Origin of the sequence: Streptomyces sp. NPDC006193, assembly GCF_040613915.1 — a bacterium.
Taxonomy (GTDB): Bacteria; Actinomycetota; Actinomycetes; order Streptomycetales; family Streptomycetaceae; genus Streptomyces.
Genome location: NZ_JBEXTB010000001.1, coordinates 395,960 through 412,780 on the forward strand (window position 1 = coordinate 395,960; position 16,821 = coordinate 412,780).

A 16,821-nucleotide genomic window follows, 5' to 3' on the forward strand; every position below is an offset into this window, starting at 1 on the left:
TTCCTTCCGATTCACCGGAGTTCTTCGACTCCGAGAAGTTCCGGAGCCTCGCGCAGCACAGAAGCGATCGGGCCTCCCTCCTCGTTCCGGCCTTTGTCGATAAAAGCGAGATTGTGGTAGAAGTGAATTCCCTTGATCGATCGATCGGTCGGCTTGGGAACCCGCGTCTCGCTCTTGAGGAATTCTTCGTGATTGAGCCCGTCCACCATTTCCTTGAGGAATCCCACGGTGAACTGGGGAGCGTTCAAATCGTCTTCCGACCCCTCGAAGAGCTGCGGCCAGTACGATCCGTGAAGATCTTCGACGACATAGATGCCGTCGTCGGCGAGACAAGGGAAGAGCGTTTTGAAGGAGGTGATGACATGCGGGCTCATATGGCTGCCGTCGTCGATGACGATGTCGAAGGGGCCGTATTTCTCGGCCATCGAGCGGAGCGCTTCGGGGTCCGACTGGTCCGCCTGGATCGTGGTGATGCGGGGCCGGTCGAGCGCTCGCTTGTCGGCGATGTCCACGCCGTACACGAGCCCACGCGGAAAGAATTCCTTCCACATGCTCAGCGAGCCACCGCCCGCTTCGGTGTCGCCGTATCCGCCGACGCCGATCTCGCATATTTTCAGGCGACGGTCACGCAGGGGGCCGAAGTGGCGCTGGTAGTGCTGCGTGTACTGGTGCAGGAAACTCCATTTGTCCGTACCGTGCCGGACCGCGAGTTCCGTCAGACCGGCCGGCTCGTCGCGGTCGAGCACCTGCACGACGCGCTGCACCACCGCATGGAAAAGGCGGGGGACGGCCGGGCCGTTCACCAGTCGGGGAACCATCGTGCGCGGACTCGGCCAGCGGATCTCCCGGCTGGCCGAGGACACGCGCTCACGCGGCCCGTACAGGGCGAGCGCCGTCTCGCACATGTCCTGGACGATCACCGTCGGGGGAAGGCCGGCAGGACGGGCGGCCCTACCGATCTCCACGCCCCTGGGGCCCACGGAGACGAGTACGGACGTCTCCTGGCCACCGTGCGTCAGCGTGATGACGAGGGAACCTTCCCCGGCGCCCGCGGCCGCGGCGAGCTCGTCGAGGTGCGCGCGGAACAGCACCTCGTTGATCAGGGTCGCGGCCGCGGTGCGCAGGCCGGCCGCTTCCACCGTCGCGGCCACGTCGGCCCGGCCGCGATCCGCCGCTTCGATGAGGGCGTCTGTCATGTCGGTCATGCCGGCCTCCGCATCCCGGTGGTGAGCGACCCGGTCGTGAGCGTCCCGGCCCCCGGTGTCCCGGTCGGCAGCAACCCCTGCGCCCATGCCTCGGCGAGGGTGGGGGCGAAGCGGTCCTGATCGGACAGGACAGGTGCCAGGGGCCAGTCGATGCCCAGCCACGGATCGAGCGGATTGATGGCGCGCGCCCGCCCCGGGTCGTACTCGGTGGAGGACAGGTAGACGACGACGGCGTTGTCGCTGAGCGCCATGAACGCGTGGCCGAGGTCCTCGGACAGATGTACGGTCGCCGGGCTCTCGCTGTCCAGCCGCACCGCGTGCCACTGCCCGTACGTGGGAGAGCCGGTCCGGATGTCGACGGCCACGTCGAGCACCGCCCCGTGCACACACGCGACGCTCTTGGCCTGACCCGGGGCGGCGAAATGGATGCCCCGGACACTGCCGCGCCTGGACACCGTGCAATTCGCCTGGGCGACGGAAGGGGCATGCCCGGTCAACTCCCACACACGCGAGGCGCGGAACCATTCGTGGAGGCTGCCCCGGTGGTCCGGGTGGACGGAAGACCTCTCGATCCAGTGGCCCTCAATTCCTGATAGATTCACGCGTTCTTCCTTTCTGCGCATGGGCCTCCTGAAGGAGGGGGAAAGCGGCGTGCAATGCGCTCCGCCAGTGCCGCAGCGGAGCGATCCCTGCCTGGTCCCAGCGGCCGTGGCCCAGCGCGCTGTAGCCGGGGCGTGCGGCCGGGAGCCCGAATTCGCCGCTGGTGACGGGCAGCACCCGCGAGGGGTCCGCGCCCAGTAGCCGGAAGACCTCCTGGGCGAGACCGTGCCACGAGACCTCCCCGCCGCTGGTGCCGTGGTAGACGCCCGGCGGGGCGGTGCCGGCCTCGGCGGCCCCGGCGAGGCGGGTGAGGAGTCCGGCCAGGTCGTCGGCCCAGGTGGGCTGGCCCGTCTGGTCGTTGACGACCCGCACGCTCTCGCGCGTGCGCTCCAAGCCGATCATCGTGTCCACGAAGTTGCGGCCGCCGACGCCGTACAGCCAGGCCGAGCGCACCACGTACCCGGTGTCGGGAAGCGTGTCCAGCACCGCCCTCTCCGCGGCGGCCTTGGTGCGCCCGTACGTGTTGATCGGATCCGTCGGAGCGTCCTCGGGGTACGGGGTGCGGGAGAGACCGGAGAAGACGTAGTCGCTGGACAGATGCAGAAGGATCGCCCCGTTCCGGCGGCACGCCCGAGCGAGGTTGCGCGTGCCCGTCGCATTGACGCGCCACGCCGGGCCGGGGTCTTCCTCCGCGGCGTCGGTGGCCATCCAGGCCGCGCAGTTGATGACCACCCGGGGCCGGTGGTGCGCGATCGCCCCGTCCACCGCGTCCGCGTCGCTGATGTCCAGGTCCCGGCGGTCGAGTGCGACCACGTACTCGTTCCCGCAGTGGCGGACGATGTGCCGGCCCAGCATCCCGCCCGCCCCGGTCACCAGCCGGCTCACCGGGCGGCTGCTTCCGTGAGCGGCTTCCACCAGTGTGGGTGCTCGCGGTACCAGCGCACCGTCTCCTCCAGTGCGGTGGTGAGGTCCCTGGCCGTCCGGTAGCCCAGCTCGGCCCGGATCTTGCCGTAGTCGACGGCGTACCGCTGGTCGTGCCCCCTGCGGTCCGGCACCCGGTCGACCATCTCCCAGCCGTAGCCGCAGGACTCCAGAAGCCGCCCGGTGAGCTCCTTGTTGGTCAGGGCGGTACCGCCCCCGATGTTGTAGATCTCGCCGGGAGCACCTTGGGTACGCACCAGTTCGATGCCGCGGACGTGGTCATCGACGTGCAGCCAGTCCCGCACGTGGCTGCCGTCCCCGAAGAGCGGTACCGTGCGGCCGCTCAGCAGGCGTGTGACGAAACGGGGAATGAGCTTCTCGGGGTACTGGTGGGTGCCGTAGTTGTTGCTGCAGCGGGTGATGCGTACATCCAGCCCGTAGGTGCGGTGGTACGCGAGCGCCATCAGGTCGGACGCGGCCTTGGACGCGGCGTACGGGGACGAGGGCCGCAGCGGGGCGGTCTCGCTCGCGGTGCCCGACGGGAGGGAGCCGTACACCTCGTCGGTGGAGATGTGCACGAAGCGTTCCACCCCGTGGCGCCGCGCCGCGTCGAGCAGTGTCTGGGTGCCGACGACGTTGGTCTCGGTGAAGTCCCTGCCGTCGGCGATCGACCGGTCCACGTGCGACTCGGCCGCGAAGTGGACGATCTGGTCGCTCCCGGCCACCAGCCGGTCCACGGCGGCGACATCGCGTATGTCTCCGTGGACGAACCGGAACCCCTGGTGGGCGCCCGCCGGCTGGAGGTTGTCCCGGTTGCCCGCGTAGGTCAGCGCGTCCAGCACGGTGACGCGCGCAGCCGGGTCCCGCAGCAACGCGCGCGTGTAGTGGGAGCCGATGAAGCCGGCGCCCCCGGTCACCAGGATCCTGGGCGGCGTCATGACGGTATCTGCACTCTGCTGTTGTCGCCCAGGACGAGCCGGTGCGCCGCGGGCGTGCGCCGGGACATCCCGACCTCCACGTCCCGGCCGATCAGTGACTCCTCGATCCGCCGCACGCCCGTCACCAGGCAGCCCCGGAGCACGATGGAGCAACTGATCTCGCTGTCCTCGATGCGGCAGTCCTCGGAGACGGAGGTGTACGGGCCGATGCAGGAGCCGATGACCTCGGTTCCCGGTCCGATGACGGCGGGGCCGACGACCCGGCTGGCGATGACCTTGGCCCCGGCCTCGATCCGGACGCGGCCGATGACCGTGCTGGCCTCGTCCACGTATCCCTCCTGGACGGCGTCGACGGTCTCCAGGACGGAGCGGTTGGCCTCCAGCATGTCCGGCACGTTCCCGGTGTCCTTCCAGTAGCCGGAGATGACGGACGAGTGGACCCTCCCGCCGTGGTCGATGAGCCACTGGATGGCGTCGGTGATCTCCAGTTCTCCGCGCGCGGACGGCCGGATCGATTCCACGGCCTCGTGGATGAGCGGTGTGAAAAGGTAGATTCCTGCCAGCGCCAGCTCGCTCTTCGGATGCCGCGGTTTCTCCTCCAGCCCGATGACGCGGCCGGTCCCGTCCAGTTCGGCCACGCCGAAGGCGGTCGGATCGGCCACCCGGCTCAGCAGGATCTGCGCATCGCGGTTTCCGCACGTACGGAAGTCGTCGACGACCTCGGTGATGCCGCCGAGCAGGAAATTGTCGCCCAGGTACATCACGAAGTCGTCGTCGGCGAGGAAGTCCCTGGCCACGGCAACCGCGTGGGCCAGCCCCAGCGGACGGTCCTGCTGGATGTACGTGAAGTGCAGACCGAAGACGGATCCGTCGCCGATGGCGGCGCTGATGGCGGCGGCCGTGTCCCCGACGATCACACCGACATCGGTGATGCCGGCCGCGGCGATGGCTTCCAGCCCGTAGAACAGCACCGGTTTGCCGGCGACGGGGACGAGTTGTTTGGCGGACGTGTGCGTGATGGGGCGCATGCGGGTGCCGGATCCGCCTGCGAGGACAAGGGCCTTCACTGTGCCTCCTCAACCTGATGAGCCTCGATGAGGGCGTGGGCGGCCGCGGGGTCCGCGAGGGGTACCACGATGGTGGTGACCGGCCGCAGGACGCCCATGCGGGCGGGCACCTCGACCGGTTCACCGAGATGGAGTTCGAGGGCGCCCGACGCCCGGCCCGGTACGCGGAATCCGTCATCGGCCGGCCGGTGGTCGGACTGCTCCGCCGCCCAGACCCGGCTGACGGCCGTGAGGGGGACCCGCGTGCTGTGGTGCAGGCCCCACCGCAGGACGACATCGTCCCGGCCCAGGGTGTGCGGTCGCACCCTGCCCGCCACGGCGAAGGCAGCCGCCGCGGCGGCCGCGTACAGCAGGGCGGCGGTCCCGGCGATGGTGAGCGCGCTCACCCCTGCCAGGGTGAGCAGCGATACCCCGCCCGCCGCGAGCAGGACCGCCAGGGCACCGGACTGCCAGGCGAAGCCAACCCAGCCCAGGGGAGTGTCGCCGGGCCCGGCCTGGGTGCGGAAGGTGACGGCCCGGGCGAGAATTCCCCATACGGAGACCTCGTGGCGCACCATCTCCGCGATCGGCGGCGGCATCAGGGAGTAGAACGCCTCGCCGAAGGCGGCCCGCCGCCCGAGTCCGGTCCGCCGGAGCTTGCGGTACTGGCTGATGAACGCTACGCCGAAGACCAGGCCCAGCACGGACAGGGTGCCTTCGGTGACCACGAGGATGCCGGCGGCGATGCGCCAGTCCAGCAGCCCGGTCGTCACCAGCACGATCTCGATCAGCAGCACGAGGAGTCCGGCCCACCGCAGGCGGCGCAGCCACGTCGGCACCTGGCCGGGGGCCTTGGCCGGCGGCCGGGCGGGCTCCTGCTCCTTTGCTTGCTCGTTGCCCTCCAGTGCATTGCGGACCGAGGTCATGGCGGCGGCGGGGTCGGTCACGTGGATGCGGATCTCCCGCACCTCTCCGACGGTCTTGCCCGCTTCGAGCCGGGCGGGCTCGTGCAGTTTTAGCACCAGGTTGGTGGTGGACATGACCGGGACCGATAACACGCCCTGATTGATCGCGGCCGTCCGCTGCTGGTCGGAGACGGTGCGCCGCACGGCCACCTCCTCGATCAGGCTCAGCGGCACGTGCGCGTGGAAGGAGGCCCCGTAGGAAACCGTGAGCACCCCGCCCCCCACCCGGTGCGGGTAGGCCCTCAGCGCGACGGCGAAGCCCGTCATCAGGTAGGCGGCGGCGAGCCCGGCGACCAGCGCCACCACGCGGGCCCACAGGGCGGACAGCATCAGGTCGACCAGGACGAGTTCCACGGCGGACAGGAAGAGGATCACGCCCACGCCGACGGCGCTGTCATCTTGGCTGGGAATCGCCGTCCCACCCTCGCCCCTGCCCAGTGCCTTCCACGGCGCCCGTGCGGCCGCGCCGATGCTCGCCCCTCCCCCGGTGATCAGCTTCGTGTCGCTCATGGTGTTTCCTCCATCCGAGGCTCCGCCGCCACCCGGCATGCCGCAGTGATCTCCAGCAGGTCCCGCAGAGCTTCCGCGGGGCCCTCTGCCACGAGCACACAGGGGTTGAGCACCACCTCGTCGATGCCAACGGCCCAGTACCTGCCGACATTTGAAGCTATTTCGTCAGCAGTACCCACAAGTACCACACCGTGATCGACGAGCTTTTGGGCGATGTCCTGATCGTTTCCGGTCAGCGGCAGCCCCGCCGCAGCCAGTGCCCGCTGGTAATGAGGGCTGCTCAGATGGTTGCCGGTGGCCAGCCGGACGGCACGCGCCACGTCCCGGCCGGGGCGCCGTAGGACGACGTGGACGACACTGACCACACGGGGGCCCGGTTCCCCTCCGTCGAGCACCTGCAGCAGGGTGTCCCGTACGTACGACAGCGGGGTCATCCAGGTGAGCGCCACGTCCGCGTGCTCCGCGGCCAGCCGGGCCATCCCGGGCCGGAGCACGCCAAGACCCGTCTCCACCGCGGGGACGCTGGCCAGCGAGGGGTCGAGCCGGGTGGCGGCGGCGCCCGCTTCCCGCTCCTCCCCGGGCGCGCCCTTGAGCAGCCGGGAGACTGTGGTGAGGTACTCCCGCGCGGCCTTCAACGGGCTGTCGTAGGGCACGCCGTTCATCGCCCGCTGGAACGCCGGCGTGCCGGTGCCGAAGACCGCGGTGAGCGGTCTGCCCGACAGCGCCGCCAGCGACCGGGCCGCGACCGCCGCCTGGTAGGGGTGGGCCAGCGGCATGAGGGACAGGCCCACGCCGAGGGCCGGGCTGATGCCCTGCCCGAGCAGGTAGGCGAGCGTCTGGTGGGTGTCCAAGGTGAGGGACTGGCCCACCCAGAGCCGATCCGCGTGCTGGGCGGCGAGCCGGGCGAAGGGCGCGAGCTGCCGGGGGTCGCGCGGCTGGAGCGGGTAGTAGACGCCCACCCGCCCCCCGCGCGGCCGGTCGGCCGGGTCAGCCATGGGTCAGGGCCCCCGACTTCTTGCGCTCCTCCTCCGCCGCCTGGAGACGGAGCACGCGCATCCGGACGGCGTCGCCGCACAGGGCAAGGGTCTCGTCGCCCAGGTCGTCCTGCGGGGCCTGTTCGAGGACGAAGTGCCCGTGTGTATCCTCCCCCTGCACCAGCAGCGCCGAGTCCTGGCCGCGGCTGGGGCGCACCGAGGGCGCCAGGTAGTCGATGGCGAAGGCCACCCGGGTCTCGTCGGTCCTGTTCCGGCCGGATCCGTGCACCACCAGCATGTGGTGCAGCGAGCACTGTCCCGGCCTCAGCACGACGTCGTGCCGTTCGAACTCCGACTCGTCGAAGGCGGCTTCGTCGCCGCGCATCATGCCCTTGAGCCCGGGCGCCCTGCGGTGCGTGCGTATGCCGTCGCGGTGCGTTCCCGCGGCGAAGCGCAGGGTGCCGTTCTCCACCGACGTGGGTGTCAGGGCGAGCCAGACCCGGAAGGCCGCCAGCCGGCCGTCGGAGTCCAGGTCGTAGGTGAGCGCGTCCTGGTGCCAGGCGAGGTCGGTCGCGCCGCCGGGTTCCTTGAGGAAGATCTGGGTCCCCCACACCAGGATGTCGGGGCCGAGCATGCTCTCGGCGATCTCCAGCAGCGCCGGGTGCCGCACCAGGCGGTGCGCCCACCGCGCCAGCAGATGGACCTTCGGCCCGAAGGCGAGTGCGGCCCGCGCGCCGCCCAGGCGCCGGCAATCGGCCAAGTGCTGGAGCACGGTGTCCCGCAGCCCGGCGGCCTCACTCTCCGTGAGGGCTTCCACGGGAAAGGAGAAGCCGTTCTTCTCGAACCCCTCGATCTGTCGCTGTGCCAGCGTCGGCATCGCTTCTACCTTTCACCCATGGTGCGCAGCAGTTGTTCGGCGGCGCGGGCGGGGGCCGGCGCCGCGTCGTTCTCGTCCCGCAGGACAGCCGCCGACTTCGCGTACCGGGGGTCGCCGAGAACGTCCTCGACGGCCCGGACGAGCTCTCCGCCGCCCGCCAGGGCCGCGGGCACGGGGACCAGTCGCCCCGCCCCCAGCTCTTCGAGCCGCCGTGCGTTGTCCGTCTGGTCCAGGACCGAGGGGCAGACCACCTGCGGGACTCCGTGCGCCAGCGCAGCCATCGTGGTGCCCGATCCACCGTGGTGGACGATCAGGTCGCAGTGCTGCGCGGCCAGTCCGACGGGCAACCACCGCACCGCTCTCGCCCGCCGGGCGAGCTCCTGTGGCACCGTCCCCGGGCGGGCCGCCACCACCACCTCGACGTCCGGCCGCGCCGTCGCGTCGAGCGTCCGCTCCAGCAACTGGTGGGCCTCGGGCCCCTGCGACACGATGGTGCCCAGCGTGATCAGCACCCGCCGGGGCCGGCCCCGGTCCGTCAGCCAGGCCGGCACCGCCGAAGGCCCGTTGTACGGGACGTAGCGCGTGCGTATCCCGGACGGCGCCCCGGCGCTCTGGAACCCCGGCGGACACGGGTCGATCACCACGTCCGGCACCGATCCCATCCCCGGCCACGCCTCGTGCCGCGCGCCGAAGACATGCCGTGCGGCGCTCGTCCGGGGTTTTGTCGGCAGGAATCCGCCGATCCAGTGCTCCGCGTGGGCCAGCCCGTGTTCGGCCGCGGCGCACCGCCCGGTGAAGTCCATCGGGTCGGAGATCACCAGGTGCGGCCGCCACCCGTCGACGATTCTTTCGACGTCCCCCGCCATGGCGTTCGCGATGCGCGCGAGTCGCCGGTACGTGCCGGTCGTGTGGTCGTCGTCGATGTCGTCGCGCGCGTCGAGGGCCTCTTCCTCCGACACCGGAGCGGTGGCGACGGCGGCCAGCCCGGACTGCAGCACCGTGTTCACGAAGAACGCCGGCACCACGACTCGTACGTCGTGCCCGGCACTGCGCAGGGCCCACAGCATCGGCACCATGGGGAAGAAGTGGCCGACGGCCGGGCTCGGGGTGGCCATGATCCGCAAGGGCTTCACGGGCGCTCCTCCAGGATGTCGTCCCCGCCGGCGACCTCGAGGAGTCGCCGCTCGAAGATGTCCAGCGACTCCAGTCCCGCGCGCCGGCGGCGGTCGTCGAGCGTTTCCGGGTCCTCCACCGGCAGCCGCCGGTACTGCCCCCGCTCGTTACGGGTGTACTGGGTGCCGTAGCGCAGGGGTACTTTGGCGTGCAGGTGGATGCGGTCGGTCAGGTAAGCGACGTGCGCGGGATCCGCGTCACCGGCGTCCACGGCTTCGACGAGACAGCCGAGGGCGAAGCGCTGGAGCTTCCGGTCGCGCGTGGCGTGCTGGACGATGACCATCGCGTCGGCGGATCCCTGCTCGCCGACGAGGGCGTGGCCCGGCCAGCCATGGGCTTGCAGGACGTCCCACAGGAAGCGCTCGTTGTCGGCCGCGACCCGCATCCAGCGGTCGACGTCCTGTGCCGTCTTGCCGGGGACCTTGGCCAGCTCCTGGTCGCGCACGGCGCATTCCCGCAACCGTGCGGCGAGGGCGGGGTCGGCTGTCACCGGAGTGCCTCGGCGACGATGAATTCCCGCATGGTGGCGGGCGACGCGGTGTCGCGGGCTTCCGGGTCCCGGTGGGCCGCGGTCACGGTCAGACCGTGTCGGCCCAGTTTCGCCGTGACGCTCTCGGTGCTGTCGATCCAGAACCTGAATCCGGTCAGATGGCGCGTGGTACGCCCTTCGCCGTCGGTCAACTCGGCACTCATATTGGTGAACTGGGTCCGGTCGGCGGGCCGGCGCAACATCCCGACCAGCACGAAGCCGGAGCGCTCACGCATCCTGATCGGCACCGTGAACACCTTCTCGGACTCCTGCTCGTCCGGCTGGGCCGGGGCGTGGTCGAACAACAGGCGCCCGCCCGGGGCGAGATGGCGGGTCACCGCGCGCAGCAGAGCCGTGCGTGCTTCGCCGTCGAACAGCGTCACGCTCAGCCCGCCGATCACCACGGCGTCGAAGACCTGGTCGAGGTCGAGGGTCGTCACGTCCGCGTACACGAAGGTCATCCGGTCGGTGACGCCGAACTCCGCGGCCCGCTTCTGGGCCGCGGCCAGCTGTATGGGCGAGATGTCCACGGCGGTGACCTCGTGTCCCGCGCGGGCGAGCTCGACCGCCGACCGGCCACCGCCGCAGCACAGGTCGAGCACCCTGCCCGGACCGGAGGGCACCGCCTGCTCAGCGAACCACGCGTTGTCCTGTTCGGCCTGGTTGACGATCTTCGTATAGAAGACGCCCAGAATTCCGTCGAAGGGGTCGACGAGCCTCGTGTTCGGCAGATCGAGTGCGCCGATCCCCGCGAACGGACCGAAGAGGTCCTTGGAAATATCCGCCATGTCTTTTTCACTCCTCCGTGAAGGCATAGATGACCCCGCCGGTCCGGTGCGGATCGAGGCTGCTGAGAACGAAGGGGCCGACGTCGGCTCCCCGGAACCGTGCGTCGACAGGCATCTCCAGCCGACCGGCCGCCAAGTCGTCGACGGCCGCTTGGAGATCGTCGCGAGTGCCCAGGCGCTGCCCGGCGAGCCACGCGTTTTTCGCCACGAGGCTTCCCGCGGCCGCGGCCCAGTCCGCGGCCACGTCCTCTCCCGAGGGGTCGTGTCCCGCGACGTACCGGCCGGAGAACCCCAGGAACTTCACGGCGGTCCGGAAGTGGCTGCGCCACAGCGGATCGATGATCACGTCGAAGCCCCGAAGGCGCCGTGCCAGCTCCACGCACTCCGCCAGGTCTTCCGGCTCGGCGGAGCAGAACGACCGGGTGACGCCCAGCTTCTCCAGCACGGTGGCCGCCGCGCCGCTCCGCGACAGGGCGTACACCTGGGCGCCGGCGAGCCGGGCCGCCTGGATAGCGGCCAGGGACGTCGCCGAACCGGCCGCCGTGACCAGCACCGAGTCGCCCGGCGCGACGGCGGCACGCCGCACCATGGCGTACGCGGTGGCGCCCGCGGTCGGCAGGCACGCCGCCTCGGCGTCACCGAGGCCGGACGGCAGACGCAGCAGCCGGGCGTAGTGGACGCGCTGCACCTGTCGTGACGCCCGGCCGGGATTCTCCAGGGCCGACACGGGGTCGGGCCGTACGGGTGGCCACTGCAACACGGGTACGACCCGGTCCCCCGGCGCCAGGGTGGTGACGGCGGACCCCACGGCGAGGACGTCGGCGACGAAGTCGGACCCGAACTCCACCCACCGTGACGCGGCGGGGCCGGACTCCGGCGACCCGGGAAGGCTCTCGCCGAGCGAGAACGCACGCACACGGACGAGCACGTACGCGCGATTGTGGTCGGCGGCCCGGTCGAAGGCCGTGTCGGGCCGCTCCACCAGGCCGAACCGCACGCGCTCGCCGCGCACCTCGATGTCGGCCACCTGCTCGCAGCCCGCGGGCGGCGTACTGGTCCCGCCACCTGCGACCAGGACGTTCACTGTCGCTCCTCCGAGTACCAGCGCAGCACCGCGGCGCCCGCCGTCATGCCGGCGCCTACCGCCACCAGCGCCACGAGATCCCCCCGGCGGAAGGGCCGTTCACGGTCGGCCATGGCGAGCGCGACGGGGATCGACGCGGACGCCGTGTTGCCGGTGACCGCCCCGTAGGCCGGTGCCCTGCTCTCGTCCAGCCCGACGTGGTCCGCGAGCCGCCGCACCAGGCGCGGGTTGGCCTGGTGCACGATGACGCGGTCCAGTTGGTCGAGCCGTACCCCGGCCCGGTCCAGCGCGCCCTGCAGGATCTTGGGACCCATGTCCATGACGACGCCGGAGACGCTCCGCCCGTCCATGGCGAACCAGCCCTCGCGGGGGACGGTCGCGTACATGGCCTGGGAGCCTTCCGCCCACAGGTCGACCGCGAGAATCCCGTATCCGTCCGGGACGGGGCCGAGTTGGACCGCCCCGGCGCCGTCGCCGAACAGGGGCGCGGTACGCCGATCGGTGGGGTCGACGACATGGGTGAAGGTGTCCGCGCCGATCACCAGCGGGGTACGGACGTGGCCCGCGAGCGTCATCCCGTAGGCGCAGGAGAGGGCGTAGACGAAACCCGAGCAGGCCGCGTTCACGTCGAAGGCCGGTACGCCCGCCAGTCCGAGGCGGTCCTGGACGAAGCAGGCGGTGGAGGGTACGGGGCGCTCGGCGGTCACCGTGGCCACGACGATGAGGTCGGGGGTGACCGCTTCGCCCGCCAGCGCGTTCTCGGCGGCTCCGACGGCGAGGTCCGTCGCCGTCTGCGGCCGGGGCGCGTGGTGCCGCGCCCTGATGCCGATCCGGTCCTCCATCCATTGCGGATCCGCCCCGCTGGTCGCCGCGATGCTCTCGTTGCCCACGGGGGTGCCGGGCAGGTGCAGACCCAGCGACACGACGCCCGTCGCGGTCATTTCCACCACCCCAGCTGCTGGCTCATAGCGGTGTTGTCGGCCTCGGACCACTCCTGGAGGATCATTCCGTCCTTGAGGTGGGCGATGCTCAGTCCCCGATGACTGATCAGCCGTATGTCCGGGACGTGCCGCTCGATCGCCTGGAGCGCCGGGGTCAGGAGTTTGGCGTCGGAGATGCGGCCGGTCAACTCCCACCGGTACGCCACCATGTCCTGGCCGGAGATCAGGTGGCTGACGTTCATCCGGGGCTCGTCGAACAGGCCCCGGAACGCGGCGACCGTCTCGGTGAACGCCTCCCGGCCGCGCAGCCTGACCTCGGCCCGCTCGTCCAGCATCGTGTACTCCGGGTGGATGAAGCGGGACACCGCCTCGAAGTGGCCCAGCGTCCAGATCTCGTGCAGCATGCCGGTGACGATGCCGCCCGCCGCGCCGGTGGAGACGGCGGCGCTCATGACTCCGCCAGCAGCTGCTGTTCCACGGCGGCCGCGCCGGCCCATTCCGCGCGGAGCAGACCCACCATCACCGCGTCTACCCTCTCGCCCGCAGGCGTCACCATGTGGGAGCGGGCCAGGCCCTCCCTGGTGAAGCCCATCCGGTCGCACACGGCCAGGGCGGCGGGGTTGATGACCGCGACCTGTCCGGAGAGGCGCTGCACCGACTCGTCGGCGAAGAGCGCGTCCAGGGCGACCGCCATGCAGGCGGTGCCGATGCCTCGGCGGCCGAGCGTCTCAACGCCCGGGGCGGTGACCGTGTCGCCGCTCCAGGTGCCGCCGAAGCCGGTCGGCGCATAGAACTGCGCGGACAGTACGCCGAACCCCGGCAGCTCGATGAACCAGCCCTTCATCACCCCCTGCTCCATCAGGGTCAGCAGCTGCTCCCGGACCTGCTCATAGCCTTGCGGGAAGGCGGTCTCGCCCATCGCGGCGAGCCGCTCGTCGGAGAAGATCTCATCGACCAGGGGCTGGTCAGCCAGCGTCGTGGGGCGTGCCTTCAGCTCGCTCGGCAGCAGACGGGACGGGGTGCCGGACATCGATCACACTCTCCTCAGTGGCAGTTGCGGACGTTGCTGAGCGGAGGCGTGCCATCAACTCCGCAACGACGGTTTCCGGGGGCGCGCATGCCCCCGGCGACAGCTTCCCGGTGGACACCGCGTGCCCGATGACCGGCCCGACGACCCCATGCCCGTCCTGCCGGAGGATCCGCAGGGCGCGGCGGAGCGGCCCGCCCTGAGCCGCGCCGGCCGCGACGGACGGCGCAAAGACCACCGGGGCCGTGGTGGAGAGGACGATGGCGGCCGGCAGGCTGTCGGCCAGGCCGAAGGCGCACCGGGACAAGAAGTCCAATGTGGCGGGCCAGACGATGACTCCCTGGGCCCAGTCGGCCCACTTCACGTGCTCCGGGCCGCTCTCGGTGGGCCAGACGGGCGGCACGACCGGCCGTCCCGTCAGGGTGGCCAGGGCCCGCGGGGAGACGAAGTCGCGTCCGGCCGCGGTCAGGCACACGGCGACGTCGAAGCCGTAGCCGAACTTCAACAGACCGATGAGAGACGGATGTTGCGACACACCGATTGCTCCGGTGCCGATCAGCAGAATGCGTTCGACTCCCGGCGGTCTGGACCGGCGCCCGGACGGGGGAAGGGCAGGCCCGGCAGTCATACCGCCTCCGGAACCCGCAGCTGCCGCCGCGTCCGCGCCCAGGACCGGGCCAGCCGCGTGAGCACCGCTCCCAGGCCCGGGGTGCCGTCGGCGTGCCACGCCTCGACCAGGGTCCGAGCCCAGTAGTAGCCGATGCTCATGGCCACTGCGCCGGTGTCCGCCTCGGGGGTGAGCGCGACACCGACACCGGGGTACAGCGCGACACTGAATCCGGGTACGGACTCGACCGGGTCCGCGCAGTTCGCCGCGGCCGCCCAGGCGACCCGCGCCAGGTCGTCCGCCGCGCAGTACAGGACGACGCAGTCCGTCCGGTCGAGCATCGCGGCCGATCCGCCGATCTTGGCCGCGAACTCGATGCCGGCGCCGTGCAGGGTGCGGACGACGCCGGACCACGCGTCGAGCGCGTCGTGGGGCCGGGCATGCAGATAGACCCGCGCGTCCATGCCGTCGCCGGACCGGGGCGGTGTCCAGTACACCCAGCGCGCACCCACCTGGGTGGAGAGCCCACTGGCGGTGACCGTCACGTCACCCGCGGCGGAGATGCGTACGTGACGCTCGTCGAGCGCCACGTCGACGCCGTCGGGGCAGGTCACGACGGTCCGCCCGGCGTCGCGCGAGACGAGGGTGAAGCCGGTGCGGTCATGGGTCAGGTCGCTGAGCCGCCGCTCCGCCTCGGCGACCATGGCGGCGTAGGCCACCCGGTCCGAGGCGAGCGCGTCGCCGTGTCGGCCCGGTGCCGCGTGGACCGTCCGGTAGATCCGGTCGGCGAGGCTTTCGCGCAGGGGTTCGGACATTTCCCGGTGCGCGTCCTCGTCCAGCAACCGACCGACGGTACGGCGGATGCCGGCGAGCCTGTCGGCGTCGTGCGGGTGCGTCGGTTCAGGCGTGCCCATCGGTCCAGGCGTCCGCGTCGGTTCAGGCGTGTGCATCAATGGCCCTCCAGCGTGCGGGGTCGAGCAGCAGTCCGCGGCCGATGGCGGCGAGAACCGTGACGACCCGGTCCAAGCGGGTATGCGAGGCACGCATCAACGCGCGGGACAGCAGGCTGCCGCCCACGGCGCCACCGAGCAGCGCCGGGTCGAGCCGCCGATCGCTGTGGGACCGGTAGGCCGCCAGGGCGACCCGTATGCGCCCCGTCGCCCGGCCCAGCGACGCCCGGAGTTCCGCCTGGGCCTCGGCTCCCGCGGGGGCGTCCATCGGATTGAGCTCATCGAACATCAGCGAGCCGCACAGGGAGCCCAGGTCCGCCTCGGGGCGGCCGAGCCCCGAGCACTCCCAGTCGATGAACATCGGCGTGTCGCCCGCTACGACGATGTTGTTCGTTCTGGCGTCACCGTGACACCAGACGTCTCCCGCCGTCAGGTCGGTCTGGACGGTACGACCCCGGTTCCTCAGCACCTCTTCGCGGTGGAGCATTCCGGTCAACTGGCGCTGCGCGCCGGTCAGTCCGGCCCAGACCCGCAGAGGAAGGGGCTCCCAGGGCAGGGACTCCAGGGCAACGGGGCTGTCGCCCGGCGGCTCCGCGGCGTGCAGTACCGCCAAAGCGCGCCCGACGTGGCGCAGGTGATGGTCTGTCACACTGCCGGCCCGGACGCGTGCGTCGAAACGGGGACCCGGGACCTCGGTCAGGACGGGACGCCCGATTCCGGCGGCTGCGACCTTCGGGGAGAGCGAGACCCCTGGAGACACCTCGACGCCAGCGGCCCAGCGCACGACCTCTTCCTCGGACAGGGGAACCGAGGATTCAGTGACCTTCATGACGCGTGGCCTCCATAGATACCGCTAGCATGCGTGCGTAGTGCCGGACAGCTGCGTTCCGGCGTTCATTCCGGGCAGTTGTTCGCTGTGCAAGGGGCGGCCCCCCTCCAGGCAATGGGCAGGGGCCGCCGCCTCGTACTGGTGGAACGGTGCTGTCGGCAAGCGGCAGCGTTAGTTTCTGTCGCCTGCCGACCACCTACCACTGACTCGGAATCAGCAGTGGATCATGACGGTGTAGATGACCGAGCCGACGGCGGTCGGCATGAGCGACGGGTCCGTCTCCAGCTCGGTCAGGGCCGCGACGTCGTCGCCATCCAGCAGCTCGGCCAGAACATCCTCGACCACGATCTCGGTGGCGCTCATAGGAGAACTCCTTTTGGGATTTCGCGCGTTTGAGACAGAATGCGCGGAGTGCGATGAGAACTCTTGCAGAAACAAACCCGGTGTCGTTTCGAACGGTCCGTGCTTGCCTCGACCATCTTTGGCCGTACGCCTCTCGGGAATCAAGTGTGATTCTGTTTCCAGCACGTTCCGTGACCCGGTCCGGATCTGTGTCCGGATGCCCGTTCCAGATCTCCCGACCTGCGAGAACCCACCCTCGGAAAGCCGGTTCCCCTGCCTTTCACGACGCCTGCCGCCGGGAAAACGGTCTGGCTCCACTAGCACTTTTCTCACCCTCTGTACTAGCTCCATTCGTCATTCCCGGGGCCGGCGATCCGCGGGCCACGCCGACAACTCCCGGGAGAACGCAGCGATGCCCGTCGGGTGCCGGCGACCAACTGGTCGCCGGGCCCCCCCCGGCCAAGAGCGGGTCACGGAGCGAACACCCACCCCCGTGGCGCCCGACACAAAACGCG

19 protein-coding genes are annotated in these 16,821 nt (G+C 70.8%); all 19 read right to left on the bottom strand.

Annotated features, from left to right (window positions below; translation table 11 throughout):
- Window positions 1-11: 11 nt before the first annotated feature.
- Window positions 12-1,205: a hypothetical protein gene (locus ABZ261_RS01650; protein ID WP_356854556.1), complete on the bottom strand. Its 1,194-nt coding sequence runs from the start codon at window positions 1,203-1,205 to the stop codon at window positions 12-14.
- A complete protein-coding gene (gene rfbC / locus ABZ261_RS01655; RefSeq protein WP_356854557.1) occupies window positions 1,202-1,828 on the bottom strand; it encodes a dTDP-4-dehydrorhamnose 3,5-epimerase in 627 nt (208 codons plus the stop codon). Before rfbC ends, ABZ261_RS01650 begins: the two co-directional genes overlap by 4 nt.
- Complete coding sequence (gene rfbD, locus ABZ261_RS01660; protein WP_356854558.1) at window positions 1,788-2,690, bottom strand: dTDP-4-dehydrorhamnose reductase; 903 nt, start codon at window positions 2,688-2,690, stop codon at window positions 1,788-1,790. Before rfbD ends, rfbC begins: the two co-directional genes overlap by 41 nt.
- On the bottom strand, window positions 2,687-3,664 hold the full coding sequence (gene rfbB, locus ABZ261_RS01665; RefSeq protein WP_356854559.1) for a dTDP-glucose 4,6-dehydratase: 978 nt from the start codon (window positions 3,662-3,664) through the stop codon (window positions 2,687-2,689). The genes rfbD and rfbB overlap by 4 nt, the downstream gene beginning before the upstream one ends.
- Window positions 3,661-4,731, bottom strand: coding sequence for a glucose-1-phosphate thymidylyltransferase (locus ABZ261_RS01670; protein ID WP_356854560.1), 1,071 nt, complete (start codon window positions 4,729-4,731; stop codon window positions 3,661-3,663). The genes rfbB and ABZ261_RS01670 overlap by 4 nt, the downstream gene beginning before the upstream one ends.
- Window positions 4,728-6,185 carry a hypothetical protein gene (locus tag ABZ261_RS01675; RefSeq protein WP_356854561.1) on the bottom strand — a complete coding sequence of 486 codons (1,458 nt, stop codon included), beginning with the start codon at window positions 6,183-6,185 and terminating at the stop codon, window positions 4,728-4,730. The genes ABZ261_RS01670 and ABZ261_RS01675 overlap by 4 nt, the downstream gene beginning before the upstream one ends.
- The gene (locus ABZ261_RS01680) at window positions 6,182-7,180 is read right to left on the bottom strand and encodes an LLM class flavin-dependent oxidoreductase (protein ID WP_356854562.1); all 999 of its coding nucleotides are present in this window, start codon (window positions 7,178-7,180) and stop codon (window positions 6,182-6,184) included. The genes ABZ261_RS01675 and ABZ261_RS01680 overlap by 4 nt, the downstream gene beginning before the upstream one ends.
- Window positions 7,173-8,036: a phytanoyl-CoA dioxygenase family protein gene (locus ABZ261_RS01685; protein ID WP_356854563.1), complete on the bottom strand. Its 864-nt coding sequence runs from the start codon at window positions 8,034-8,036 to the stop codon at window positions 7,173-7,175. The genes ABZ261_RS01680 and ABZ261_RS01685 overlap by 8 nt, the downstream gene beginning before the upstream one ends.
- Window positions 8,037-8,041: 5 nt before the next feature.
- Window positions 8,042-9,169, bottom strand: coding sequence for a glycosyltransferase (locus tag ABZ261_RS01690; RefSeq protein WP_356854564.1), 1,128 nt, complete (start codon window positions 9,167-9,169; stop codon window positions 8,042-8,044).
- Window positions 9,166-9,699, bottom strand: coding sequence for a DUF6624 domain-containing protein (locus ABZ261_RS01695; RefSeq protein ID WP_356854565.1), 534 nt, complete (start codon window positions 9,697-9,699; stop codon window positions 9,166-9,168). Before ABZ261_RS01695 ends, ABZ261_RS01690 begins: the two co-directional genes overlap by 4 nt.
- Window positions 9,696-10,553, bottom strand: a complete 858-nt coding sequence (locus ABZ261_RS01700; RefSeq protein ID WP_356854566.1) for a class I SAM-dependent methyltransferase — start codon at window positions 10,551-10,553, stop codon at window positions 9,696-9,698. The genes ABZ261_RS01695 and ABZ261_RS01700 overlap by 4 nt, the downstream gene beginning before the upstream one ends.
- Entirely contained in the window at window positions 10,534-11,610 is a 1,077-nt protein-coding gene (locus tag ABZ261_RS01705; protein WP_356854567.1) for a medium chain dehydrogenase/reductase family protein, read from the bottom strand. Before ABZ261_RS01705 ends, ABZ261_RS01700 begins: the two co-directional genes overlap by 20 nt.
- Window positions 11,607-12,551, bottom strand: a complete 945-nt coding sequence (locus ABZ261_RS01710; RefSeq protein ID WP_356854568.1) for a ketoacyl-ACP synthase III — start codon at window positions 12,549-12,551, stop codon at window positions 11,607-11,609. The genes ABZ261_RS01705 and ABZ261_RS01710 overlap by 4 nt, the downstream gene beginning before the upstream one ends.
- Entirely contained in the window at window positions 12,548-13,003 is a 456-nt protein-coding gene (locus tag ABZ261_RS01715; protein WP_161296755.1) for an ester cyclase, read from the bottom strand. Before ABZ261_RS01715 ends, ABZ261_RS01710 begins: the two co-directional genes overlap by 4 nt.
- On the bottom strand, window positions 13,000-13,581 hold the full coding sequence (locus ABZ261_RS01720) for a GNAT family protein (RefSeq protein ID WP_161296757.1): 582 nt from the start codon (window positions 13,579-13,581) through the stop codon (window positions 13,000-13,002). The genes ABZ261_RS01715 and ABZ261_RS01720 overlap by 4 nt, the downstream gene beginning before the upstream one ends.
- Window positions 13,517-14,206: a flavoprotein gene (locus tag ABZ261_RS01725; RefSeq protein ID WP_356854569.1), complete on the bottom strand. Its 690-nt coding sequence runs from the start codon at window positions 14,204-14,206 to the stop codon at window positions 13,517-13,519. The genes ABZ261_RS01720 and ABZ261_RS01725 overlap by 65 nt, the downstream gene beginning before the upstream one ends.
- Window positions 14,203-15,099, bottom strand: a complete 897-nt coding sequence (locus tag ABZ261_RS01730; RefSeq protein WP_356854570.1) for a T3SS effector HopA1 family protein — start codon at window positions 15,097-15,099, stop codon at window positions 14,203-14,205. The genes ABZ261_RS01725 and ABZ261_RS01730 overlap by 4 nt, the downstream gene beginning before the upstream one ends.
- Window positions 15,100-15,121: 22 nt before the next feature.
- Entirely contained in the window at window positions 15,122-15,964 is an 843-nt protein-coding gene (locus ABZ261_RS01735) for a phosphotransferase (protein WP_356854571.1), read from the bottom strand.
- Window positions 15,965-16,177: 213 nt separating this feature from the next.
- Window positions 16,178-16,327 carry a hypothetical protein gene (locus ABZ261_RS01740; RefSeq protein ID WP_161255683.1) on the bottom strand — a complete coding sequence of 50 codons (150 nt, stop codon included), beginning with the start codon at window positions 16,325-16,327 and terminating at the stop codon, window positions 16,178-16,180.
- Window positions 16,328-16,821: the final 494 nt, after the last annotated feature.